10 protein-coding genes are annotated in these 11,751 nt (G+C 59.2%); 9 read left to right on the top strand and 1 reads right to left on the bottom strand.

The features are described 5' to 3' along the window. Window positions 1–119 precede the first annotated feature (119 nt). From G403_RS0103845 to G403_RS0103890, 9 genes are all read left to right on the top strand, one after another. Entirely contained in the window at window positions 120–1,691 is a 1,572-nt protein-coding gene (locus tag G403_RS0103845) for a tetratricopeptide repeat protein (protein WP_027852817.1), read from the top strand. A 676-nt stretch (window positions 1,692–2,367) separates the two neighbouring features. After that, window positions 2,368–3,405 carry a hydroxymethylglutaryl-CoA reductase gene (locus tag G403_RS0103855; protein ID WP_027852819.1) on the top strand — a complete coding sequence of 346 codons (1,038 nt, stop codon included), beginning with the start codon at window positions 2,368–2,370 and terminating at the stop codon, window positions 3,403–3,405. Beyond that, complete coding sequence (gene fni, locus G403_RS0103860; protein ID WP_027852820.1) at window positions 3,405–4,433, top strand: type 2 isopentenyl-diphosphate Delta-isomerase; 1,029 nt, start codon at window positions 3,405–3,407, stop codon at window positions 4,431–4,433. Before G403_RS0103855 ends, fni begins: the two co-directional genes overlap by 1 nt. Window positions 4,434–4,448: 15 nt before the next feature. Continuing rightward, a complete protein-coding gene (locus tag G403_RS0103865; protein ID WP_027852821.1) occupies window positions 4,449–5,615 on the top strand; it encodes a hydroxymethylglutaryl-CoA synthase in 1,167 nt (388 codons plus the stop codon). Further along, on the top strand, window positions 5,615–6,619 hold the full coding sequence (locus tag G403_RS0103870) for a mevalonate kinase family protein (protein ID WP_036232459.1): 1,005 nt from the start codon (window positions 5,615–5,617) through the stop codon (window positions 6,617–6,619). Before G403_RS0103865 ends, G403_RS0103870 begins: the two co-directional genes overlap by 1 nt. Beyond that, window positions 6,597–7,547, top strand: coding sequence for a mevalonate kinase family protein (locus tag G403_RS0103875; RefSeq protein ID WP_027852823.1), 951 nt, complete (start codon window positions 6,597–6,599; stop codon window positions 7,545–7,547). Before G403_RS0103870 ends, G403_RS0103875 begins: the two co-directional genes overlap by 23 nt. 5 nt (window positions 7,548–7,552) lie before the next feature. Continuing rightward, the gene (gene mvaD, locus G403_RS0103880) at window positions 7,553–8,548 is read left to right on the top strand and encodes a diphosphomevalonate decarboxylase (protein WP_027852824.1); all 996 of its coding nucleotides are present in this window, start codon (window positions 7,553–7,555) and stop codon (window positions 8,546–8,548) included. A 2-nt stretch (window positions 8,549–8,550) separates the two neighbouring features. Next, window positions 8,551–10,875 carry a DNA polymerase II gene (locus G403_RS0103885; protein ID WP_027852825.1) on the top strand — a complete coding sequence of 775 codons (2,325 nt, stop codon included), beginning with the start codon at window positions 8,551–8,553 and terminating at the stop codon, window positions 10,873–10,875. A 50-nt stretch (window positions 10,876–10,925) separates the two neighbouring features. Beyond that, window positions 10,926–11,453 (top strand): retropepsin-like aspartic protease family protein, encoded by a 528-nt coding sequence (locus G403_RS0103890; protein WP_027852826.1) that lies wholly within the window; start codon window positions 10,926–10,928, stop codon window positions 11,451–11,453. 20 nt (window positions 11,454–11,473) lie between these two features. Here G403_RS0103890 and G403_RS0103895 read toward each other — a convergent pair whose 3' ends face one another. Then, window positions 11,474–11,677, bottom strand: a complete 204-nt coding sequence (locus G403_RS0103895; protein WP_027852827.1) for a hypothetical protein — start codon at window positions 11,675–11,677, stop codon at window positions 11,474–11,476. Window positions 11,678–11,751: the final 74 nt, after the last annotated feature.

The raw sequence follows: 11,751 nt of genomic DNA on the forward strand, positions 1-11,751 counted from the left end.
ACCCGCTGGCACAGTGTCTGCGGGTCTTTTTGTGTCCGGGGGCTGAGCGTTGTTCATAGCTTTTGCTAATTTGCTGATTCACATGGTACTTTTGCCTAAATTAGGCAGTCACTGAGGTTATGGAAACGCTTTTCTCGGGAAAGTCGACACTGATACTCGACAAAAAGCTGGAGGATCTGCAGTCCCTGCGCTCCATCCTGGGAATCCTGGGCTTCGGTGATGTTCAGGTGGCCTCTTCAGTGAACATGGCGCTGAGTATGCTGCGCGAACGTCCGGTGGATGTGAGCTTTCTCAGCTATGAACTGGGTCGCGGCGAAAAGAACGGCCTCCAGCTGTTGCTCGAGTTGCAGGAAGAGGAGCAGCGCCGTTATAGCGCCTGCCATGTGCTGGTAATTGAGCCGGAAAAGTCGGAGCTGTTGCTCGGCTCCCCCGAAAATGCCCCCGATATCTACGTTTCCAAACCCTACGATCGAGCCCGCCTGTCGCAGCAGCTGGAAAAGTTGATGCGCCTTAAACAGAGCGTGAAGCCTGTGGAGCAGCTGCTCGACCAGAGTGAGTGGCAGGAGGCGTTGGAGCAGTGTGACCGTCAGGAACAGCTCTACCCGGGCCTGCGTGTTTATCTGCAGCGGCTGAAGGCGATTACCCATCTTCACCTGGATCAGCCCGAAGAGGCCTACCGAATCTTCGGCAATCTGCTGGAGGGCCGGGATCAGCCCTGGATTCGAATCGGTCTGGCGATCGCCGCGTGTCGTAGCGGGGTTTTTGCCAGCGCACGTGAACAGTTGGATCACGTGATTTCCCAGCAGCAGATCTGTGTTGAGGCTTTTGTCTGGCGTGCCCGGCTGCACCGTCTGGCAGGTGAGTTGGCTGACGCTCAAGGCTTGCTGCGCCGGGCTGTCGTTTTGCAGCCCACCGTTGCTCTGCTGCAGGGTGATCTGGCGAACCTGTCAGCCATGAATGGCGATGCCGCTTTGGCGGTGGACTCCTTTCGTTCAGCGATTCGTTTCAGTCGTTACTCCGCGTTCCAGCACCCCGATTACTATTTTGGTTTGGTGCGTATGCTGTTGCAGCGGATCAATGGTACAGGCGATGATGCGGCCCGGGCCGCCGAAGAGGAAGCGATTCGAACCCTGGAGCAGTCGCAGCGGGATTTTTTGGATCAGCCCGTGATTCATTTTCGCTCCAAGTTGATCGCCAACGAGGTCTATCGGCGTGCGGGAGACCGGGTCAGAGGGGATCAGATGGCCAGCGAAGCGCTTGAACTGTTTCAGTCTTTATCACTGGATGAACAGGCGATGTGGTTGGACCAGTTGATTGAAGGGCTGGAGGGAACGCCGGTTGCCAAGCTGGCCCAGGAGGGACGTCAGGAGTTGACCCGGCAGTCAGCGCGTTTGCACTGGGGGCGCGATAATCTGAAGGGGATGATGCACTACCGAAAGGGCGAACTCGACGAAGCCTACCAGGCATTCACCAGCGCCTACCGGCAACAGCCCGGCAACCCCAGCATAGGACTTAATCTGGTGCAGGCGGGGCTGGAGCAGCTGCGTCGTTCCGATAAGCCATCGCGCCGGATTCTGGCCGATTGTGATCACTGCTTGTACTCGATTCAATATGCGGCCCTGACGCCGAAACAGCAGCAGCGTTATCTGGGGCTCTCACAGCGCCTGACCGACTTTGTCGGGGCATTCTAAAACAGGTCGTCTTCGCCACTGAGGAAGGTCGGTAAAGCGGATCAAATGCCTTTCTCGCGACCGAAGGCACTTCGTTCTCGTCATCCCTGATGATATACGGAGTTGACGATGGCCTCACAAAGGGCCTCAGCGTCATTGTGATCGCTTTAATCTCTCTTTCGGTATGGAGCCAAGAACTGTGGCAACATCATCTGGACTTTATGGCCCAAACTGCGTGACCTTCGCGCACAATGGTGAGCGCTACTACAGCTTTCGATTCCGACAACGCAAGGATGGAGCTGAGTGACGAATTTTATTAGCTGATTTCGCTTGAGCGTTTCGCGCAGATCCGGTCGTTCCCGTTCATCAACCCCAGAGACTTCGAAAACATTCTTGGCGAAGTTGAGATCAATACGCATAATTTCCATGATGGGTTCCTTCTTTACGATTGGTTGGGTCAACTACCAGTCTGGCAAATCGATGCCGTAGGAGGCATTTCCCTAACACTGAGCAGAAGGCCGGTGAGATGGGCCGGTGAGATGGAAGGCGACAGCGGCGCATCCTGAGCCTGATTGCATCGCCGGATTGTGGTGGCTACAATCCGGCGCAGCCAGGATCTGCTCCGAGCAGGTTCGTCGGAACAAGCCAGAGAGGGTTGCCGGGTGTGCAACCCTTTTTCGTTTTATAAAGGACCCCCATGAAGTCGCACAAAATAGTTGAAGCGCCTATCCCGATGCGCTGGGTGGGGCCGCTGCGAATCAGCGGTAATGTGGCAGAGGGCGAAATCAGCGTCCCGCTGGCAACTTACGAGACACCGCTCTGGCCCTCGGTGGGGCGTGGCGCCCGGGTCTCCATGCTGTGCGACGAGGGTATTAAAACCACGTTGGTGGATGAGCGCATGACCCGCTCGATCCTGCTTGAGGCAGACGATGCGCTGGCCGCTCACCAGGCGGTGGAATCGATCAAGGCGCGTCGGGATGATCTGAATGCGGTGGTGGCACAAAGCAGCCGCTTCGCTAACCTGATCGACATGCACAGCCAGATCGTCGGCAACCTGATCTACCTGCGACTCGAATTCACCACCGGTGATGCATCCGGTCACAACATGGTGACCAACGCCGCGGACAAGCTCTTTCCCTGGATTCTGGCTGAGTATCCACAGCTGCGCTATAGCTCCATTTCGGCAAATTACTGTTCCGATAAGAAAGCGACAGCGGTTAACGGCATCCTCGGGCGCGGCAAATATGTGGTCAGCGAGATCCTGATTCCGCGTGCTATCTGCGAGCGGCGTCTGAAGACCACGCCTGAAAAAGTGGTCGACCTGAATATCAAGAAAAACCTGATCGGCACATTGATGGCTGGCGGGTTGCGCAGCGCGAATGCGCACTATGCCAATATGCTGCTGGCCTTTTACCTGGCCACGGGTCAGGATGCGGCCAATATCATCGAGGGGTCGCAGGGTGTTGTCCACGCCGAAGTACGCGATGGCGATCTCTACTTTTCCTGCACGCTGCCCAACCTGATCGTCGGGTCCGTTGGCAATGGCAAGGGGATCGACTTTGTCGAAGAGAATCTGGCACGCCTCGGTTGCCGGGAGGAGCGTGAGCCCGGTGCCAACGCCCGGCGTCTGGCTGCTCTATGTGCTGCCACCGTGCTGTGTGGTGAGCTGTCCCTGATGGCGGCGCAGACCAATCCGGGCGAGCTGATGGATGCCCACCTGAAACTGGAGCGCTGATGTCTGATTCGACCAACGAGCGCAAAATCGAACATATCAGGGCGATCGAAAACGATTCGGCCACGGACCGTTGCGGCCGTTACTTTGATCGCATCATGCTGGAACACCGTGCACTGCCTGATCTGGATCTTTCCGAGATCGATACCGCCATCGAATTTCTGGGCAAACGCCTCAGCTTTCCACTGCTGATCTCATCGATGACTGGGGGCGACCATGATCTGGTGCGCCGGATCAATCGTAACCTGGCAGAAGCCGCCGAACGTTGCGGCGTCGCCATGGCGGTGGGCTCTCAGCGCGTGATGTTCCTGCAGGAGGAAGCCCGGGCCAGCTTCGATCTGCGCCAGTTTGCGCCGACTACAGTGTTGCTCGGTAACCTGGGTGCCGTTCAGTTTAACTACGGGTTTGGCCTGGAGCAGTGTCAGGAGGCGGTTGATTGTTTGGGAGCGGATGGCCTCTATCTGCACCTGAACCCGCTGCAGGAAGCGGTGCAGCCGGAAGGCGATACCAACTTTGCCGGTGTGGCGGATCGGATCGGCGAGATACAGCAGGGCTTAAATGTACCGGTACTGCTCAAAGAGGTGGGTGTAGGCCTCTCTCCGGACGATATCGCCAGCGGCTACGCCCAGGGCGTCCGCTATTTCGATCTGGCCGGGACGGGAGGCACCTCCTGGAGTCGGATCGAGCATCACCGGCGTAACGATGGCAGTGATATCGGCCTGCGCTTTCAGGATTGGGGCGTGCCGACCCCTCTGGCTCTCAAGCGTGCCGAGCCTTGGCTGGATCGGGTGACGTTGATCGCCAGTGGCGGGCTCAGAGATGGGATTGATATGGCCAAATCTGTTATACTCGGCGCCTCGCTTTGCGGTCTGGCCGCGCCTTTCCTGCGACCGGCCACCGAGTCTGCCGATGCCGTTGTCGATGTGATCGAACGGCTCAGACGTGAATTTATAACGGCGATGTTTCTACTCGGCATGCCGGATGTTGCCACCCTGCGCAACAACCGCGCGCTGATTGTGGAAGAGCGTTAAGGATCCAAGCCAAAGATGTCCGTGGGTATAGACGAAATAAGCTTTTACACGTCCAGCTACTACTTTGATCTCAGGACGCTGGCTGAAATCCAGAATACCGATCCAGAAAAGTACTATGTGGGTATCGGTCAGGAAAAGATGGGGATGGCTGCGCCGGACGAAGATATCGTCACCATGGCCGCCAACGCTGCTCTGCCGCTGATCGAGCGTGTGGGTACGGATGCCATCAGTACTCTGATGTTCGCCACCGAAACCGGTATCGACCAGTCCAAAGCGGCCGGTGTCTATGTGCATCGTCTGTTGGGCCTGAATGCCAACTGCCGTGTTGTCGAGCTGAAGCAGGCCTGTTACAGCGCCACGGCTGCTCTGCAGATGGCCTGTGCCCTGGTGGCCCGTGAGCCGCAGCGCAAGGTGCTGGTGATCGCTTCCGATATCGCCCGCTATGATCTGGGTACCCCCGGTGAAGCAACCCAGGGCTGTGGTGCCGTCGCCATGTTGATCAGCGCTAACCCGCGTCTGGTTAGTATCGATCCGGAAGTGGGTAATTACACCGAAGACGTGATGGATTTCTGGCGGCCCAACTACCGGGGCACCGCGCTGGTGGATGGTAAGTACTCCACCAAGATCTACCTAAAGTCACTGAAAAAGGCCTGGGAAAGCTTCCGAGAGGCGAGCCGCCTGGAGTTCGCTGATCTGTCCCGTTTCTGTTACCACCTGCCGTTCAGCCGGATGGCGCAGAAAGCCCATCAGCACCTGGCGAAACTGAATAAAGTCGGTCTTGAGCCAGAGCAGGTAGAAGCCCAGATTGAGCCGACCCTGAGCTACAACCGGACCATCGGCAACAGCTACACCGCCTCGCTCTATATCGGCCTCTGCTCACTGCTGGAAACCTGCCGGGATAACCTCTCCGGTCAGCGTATCGGCTTCTTCAGTTACGGCTCTGGCTGCGTGGCCGAGTTCTTCAGTGGAACCGTGCGTGAAGGGTATGCCGAGCATCTGCATCGTGAGCGTCATCGCCAGATGCTGGATGCCCGCGAGAGCCTGAGCCATGAAGAATACCTGAAGCTTTATCACTACCCGAACCCCACCGACGGCGGTGAACATGAGATGCCCCATGTGACCCGCGGGCGTTTCCGTCTGGCGGCCATTTCCCACCACAAACGCGAATACGTGCCCTGCTGATGAGAGTTGCCTGCGCTCCAGGCAAGGTGATCCTGAGCGGCGAACATGCTGTGGTTTACGGTGCGCCGGCGCTTGCGCTGGCGGTAGACCGCCATATGCGGGTCTACTACGAGCCGGATAAACTGCCGCGCCTGAGCTGGCACGCTCAGGAGCGCACCCACGTGCTGGGGCTTGATAAATTCTCCGCCCTGCGTCGACGCCTGGACAGCCATTTTGACCGCTATCTCCGGGGAGAGCTCTCCGTTACCCAGATCCTGCGCAAGCCCGCTGAGCTTGCGTTCTACGCCGTGGATATGGCACGGATGCTGTCAGGGCTGGAGCATCTTCCGCGCGGCAGTGTACGCATCGATTCCGATATACCCATCGGTGCCGGTATGGGCTCATCGGCGGCGTTGATTGCCGCGCTACTGACACTCTTTGGCCAGGTCGATGATCTGGATGAACTGATCAGGCAGGTGCATCATTGCGAACGGCTGCAGCATGGCCGGGGCAGCCTGATCGATGCAGCCACGGTCTGCAGCGGCGGGCTGGTCCGGCTTCAGGAGGGAAAGATATCCCGGCTGGATACGGAGTCGATGGATCTGGGGAAAGGATGGTTCTGGGTGTTTACCGGCACGCCAGCATCGAGCACCGGTGCCTGTGTGGAGCGTGTCCGTCGCGGTTTCGAGCATTCCGCCATCTGGTCTGAATACAGTGATATCACACAACAGATCGAGACGGCCCTGCTGTCAGGAGAGCCGGTTATGGAGCTGATTCGTGCCAACCACCGGCTGCTGACGCGGATCGGAGTGGTACCGGCGCCATTGGTGCGATTCGCCGAGCAGGTTGAGCAACACGGCGGAGCGGCCAAGATCGCCGGCGCCGGGTCCGTGTCGGGCGACAGCGGCGGACTGATGTTGCTCTGGTTGCCGGAAGGGACGCCTGCGGATCTGAGCCTGTTACCGGACTGGCATTGGGGTGAGCTGAAAGAGGAGAAGTCAGGTGTCCGAGTCATCGATACTTGAAGCCAGCGCCCCCGGCAGCATTATGCTGATGGGCGAACATGCCGTACTCAGAGGCGCCACGGCACTGGCCTGTGCCGTAGACCGCTATATCCATATCCGTTTGGCGCCGCGCAATGACCGTCAGGTCAATATCAGCAGCGCTCTGGGTGACTACAGCGCCACGCTGGAGCATCTTCCGGATGATGTACACCTCAGCTTTGTCGTAGCGGCGCTGCAGTCCTGGAGAGAGGTACTGCCGGGCGGTTTTGATCTGAGTATCCAATCAGAGTTTTCCCATACCCTGGGGCTGGGCTCATCCGCCGCCGTGGTGGCGGCGCTGACGGCGCTGCTCGATCGTTTCGCCGGTACCGGACTGACCCGCGAGCAGCAGTTCGATCGTGCCCTGAAGGTAATCCACCAGGTTCAGAACGGCCGGGGCTCCGGCACCGATCTGGCCGCCAGCCTCTACGGCGGCGTGATCGCGTACCGCGTGAACCCGCGCCAGTTACGGCCCCTGAAAGGGCTGCCGACGCTGGGCTTGTGGTACGTGGGATACAAGATGAAAACACCAGAGGTGCTGGCGCTGGTGGAGCGCAAAAGCCAACGTTATCCCAGCCTGTACGAGGGGCTTGATCGGCTGATGGCCCAGTGCAGTGAAAAAACCGCCCAGGCGGTGGATGCCGAAGACTGGAGTGCCACCGGTGAGCTGATGAATCTGTATCAGGGGCTGATGGATGCACTGGGGGTCAATGACGCCCGGTTGTCTGAGCTGGTTTATGCCCTGCGTGCACAGGACGGCGTCTGGGGCGCTAAAATATCGGGGTCGGGTTTGGGTGACTGTGTGGTGTGCCTGGGGGAAGCCGGTGATCTGGACTTGCCCTATGAGCGGATCGCGGTTGGCGTATCGGCGCCCGGCGTTCGTATTACCACCGTTGAAGCGGGAGATTAAGCACAATGGATAAGCGCGAGTTCATGCAGGCTCATCTGCCCGCTGTCGGTAGTGTGCGTGGCAGCCGTGAACACTTTGCACCCAGTAACATTGCGTTGTGCAAATATTGGGGCAAGCGGGACGCCCAGCTCAATCTCCCGGTCAACGCCTCGCTCTCGGTGTCATTGGGACATTTGGGAACGCGGACCCGGGTCGAGCCGCTGGATGCGCCCCAGGACAGCGTCTACCTGAACGGTCGCCTGCAGGGCGCGGACAGCCGTTTCGCCCAGCGGGTGAGTGCATTTATCGATCTGTTTCGCATGGGCCAACCGGAGCAGATGTTCCGGGTCGATACCGACAACAACATCCCCACCGCAGCGGGGCTGGCGTCCTCTGCATCGGGCTTCGCAGCACTGACCCGGGCGATGGATGAAGCCTATGGCCTGGGGATGAGCGACACCGAGCTTTCCGTTATCGCCCGCTTGGGCAGCGGCAGTGCCTGCCGGTCTCTGTTCGAAGGGTTTGTCGAGTGGCAGATGGGCGTGCGGGAAGATGGTCTGGACAGCCATGCCATTCCGGTTGATAAGCCCTGGCCCGGGCTCTGTGTTGGGTTGGTTAAGGTGGATGAGCGTGAAAAGCGGGTGGATTCCCGCGCCGGGATGCAGCGCACCAAGGAGACCGCTCACCTCTATCAGAGCTGGCCGCTTCAGGCCGGGGCCGATCTGGCTAAACTGCACAATGCGCTGGACGAGCGTGACTTTGGCCTGCTGGGGGCAGTTGCAGAACAGAATGCGCTGTCGATGCACGCCACCATGATCGCCTCCTGGCCGCCGCTGCTCTACTGGCAGCCGGATACCGTGGCGGCCATGCACAGGGTCTGGGCGCTGCGCGAAGAGGGGCTGGCGCTCTACTTCACCATGGATGCAGGCCCCAACCTTAAATTACTGTTCGAATCCGCTTCGCAGGCGGCGGTGGAAGCGGCGTTTCCTGGCCTGGAAGTCATCAAGCCGTTCGGCGACTAGGTGTGGATGGATTTATCCTCACCCGCCACCAACGGGATGAAGGCAACCGGCTTGAGCTGAGTTACTGGCTGCTGACCGATCAAGGTGCCCACTGCGTTAGGGTTCAGGGCGAGGAGGCTGTATTCTTCCTGCCCACCGAGTATGAGGAACAGGCAACGGCTTGTCTGTCCGGTCGCACCGGCTGGCGTCTTAACCCGTTACCTTTGCGTGATCTTCAACAACGTCCTGTCTCAGCGCTTTACTGCACCACCCTGGCACTCTGGCGGGAGGCGGTAGCCCGCCTCGCAGAAGCCCATATTCCCACCATGGAGGAGGATATCCGTCCGGTGGATCGCTACCTGATGGAGCGCTACATCAACGGCGGGGCGCGGGCAGGGGAGCAGGATGGCCGGGTGCGGCTGGCAGCTTCGGACTACGTACCGCGTTTTCGTACACTCTCACTGGATATCGAAACCACCCTGCGGGCAGACCGCATCCTCTCGGTCGCCTTGCAGGGGGAGGGGCTGGAGCAGGTCTGGATCAATGGTGCCGCGCCTCGGGTAGAGGGCGTCTACGGCTGCCGCAATGAGCGCGAACTGCTGCAACGGGTGGTGGAGTCGATCACCGCATACGATCCGGATCTGTTGATCGGCTGGAATGTGATCGGGTTTGATCTGCGTGTGCTTCAGGCCCGTGCCGAGGCCTGCAATGTATCACTGACACTGGGGCGCGATGGCTCCACGCCGTTGGTCGACCGTGCCGCCAATGGGCGCTGGTATGCCCGCATCCCCGGCCGCGTTGTGCTGGACGGCATCGATACCCTGAAAGGCGCCACCTGGCGTTTTGAGCGCTACGGCCTGGAGTACGTGGCCCGCGAGCTGCTGGGCCGGGGTAAGGCGATAGAGAAGGTGAACGACCGTGGCGAAGAGATTCAGCGCCTGTACCGGGAAGATCGGCGTGCTTTGGCGCATTACAACCTGGAAGACTGCCGCCTGGTAACGGAGATATTCCAAAAGGCCGGTCTGATCGAATACCTGGTTGAGCGCGCACGCCTGACTGGTCTTGCACTGGATAAAGTGGGTGGCTCCCAGCAGGCGTTCGATAACCTCTACCTGCCGGACCTGCACCGTGAAGGCTATGTCGCCCCCCAGTACGCATCCGGTCGCTCCGATCTGGAGATACCCGGTGGTTTTGTGATGGACTCCAAACCGGGGCTCTATCGGCATATTCTGGTGTTGGATTTTAAAAGCCTGTACCCCAGTATTATCCGCACCTTCTGCATCGATCCGCTGGGCCTGTCCCAGGGGTTGCTTGAGAGTGCTAGTCCCGAGGATCTGGTGCCGGGATACCACGGCGCAATCTTCTCCCGCTCCCGCGCATTGCTCCCCACGATTATCGAACGCCTCTGGCAGGCGAGGGACAGGGCCAAGGCTGAGGGTAACAGCGCGCTTTCCCAGGCGATCAAAATCCAGATGAACGCCTGCTACGGGGTGCTGGGCTCACGTATCTGCCGCTTTTTCGATCAACGCCTCTCCGGCTCCATTACCCGGCGCGGCCATCAGATCCTCACCCAGACTGCCGAACGCATCGAGGTCCACCACGGCCATCAGGTGATCTACGGTGATACCGACTCGGTATTCGTCTGGCTGGGAGATGACTGGCATGACCAAGATACGACCGACTATGGCCAGAAACTGGCGGCGGATCTGACCGGCTGGTGGGCCGAGCAACTACAGCAGCGGTTTCAGCTTGAAAGCGCCCTGGAGCTGCAGTTTGAAGCCCATTACGAACGCTTCCTGATGCCACGGATGCGCCATAGCGAGAAGGGCAGTAAAAAGCGTTACGCCGGACTGAAGCGGCAGCCGAGTGGCCCGCCGGAGTTGGTGTTTCGCGGACTGGAGTCGGTGCGTACCGATTGGACCGCGCTGGCGCGAGAGTTTCAGCGCGAACTGTACGACCGTATCTTCCATGACCGGCCCTATCAGGAACTTATCCACCGGACGGTGTCCGATCTACAGGCGGGCCGGTGTGATGATGCGCTGGTCTACCATCGGCGCTTGCGACAGCCGCTGGATGCCTATGTGCGTAACCAGCCGCCCCATGTGCGAGCGGCACGCCGACTAGAGGCACAGCGGCAGGCGCAAGGCTTACCGCCCGCCTTTCAGGTTGGGGACAGTGTCGGCTACGTGATAACCGTAAACGGGCCGGAACCGGCGGAAAGCCGCAGCTCGCCCATCGACTACCAACACTACATCGACAAGCAGCTTTTACCCGTGGCAGACAGCATACTGCCCTTTATCGGGGAAGGATTCGAGACACTCACCGCGCCCCAGATTGGTCTCTTTTGAGTCCGCTGGCGTAAGATAGGGTAAACAGAGAGAGGAGAAACCGCCCACCCATGTCAGACCCCGACCGAAACCGACGCCGCATGGCACGCCTGATGACCCACCTGACCTGGGTGGTGATCCTGGCGATGCTCACCCTCTACTTCAACAACTACCTGGATCACCAGGAGAACCCTAATGCCTCTCTGGCATTGATGTCCGGCTCCGAGCCGGAAGTGGTGTTGCAGCGTAATAAGTCGGGCCACTACCTGGCACCGGGCGAGATCAACGGCGAGCGTGTGCGCTTCCTGCTCGATACCGGAGCCACCACCGTCAGCATCCCCGAGGCCCTGGCAGATCGACTGGGGCTGGAACGCGGACGCCCACTGCGCTCAATGACCGCCAACGGCATCGTCACCGTCTACCAGACCTCCCTGGATACAGTGACCTTGGGCGGAATCCGGATGCATGACGTGGATGCAGCCATCAACCCCGGCATGCATGAAGGGATCGTTCTGCTGGGTATGAGTTTTATGGAACACCTGGAACTGACCCAGCGCCAGGGCACACTCACCCTGCGCGTGCCGGACTCAGCCCGCTAATTTGTGGCTGCTCAAGAAAGTCAGATCGCCATCTGATAACTGATAAAAAACTTGGCCGCAACGGCAAACGCCGTCAGACCCGACACCAGCCCGAAGAAGATCAGCTTCCCCTCCCGCGACGCCTTGGCACAGATCTGAACATGCCAGACCGACCAGATCTTAAAGGCAATTGCCAGCATCAGCACGATAAACACCGCGATCTCAGTTTGGCTCCACTGCACCATAGCTCTGTCCCCTTTCTTTAAGATGTAAACAGAATACACCTTAAAGTGTATCTGAAAAACATCTTATAAAAAAG

Source organism: Marinobacterium litorale DSM 23545 (assembly GCF_000428985.1).
GTDB classification, from domain to species: Bacteria; Pseudomonadota; Gammaproteobacteria; order Pseudomonadales; family Balneatricaceae; genus Marinobacterium_D; species Marinobacterium_D litorale.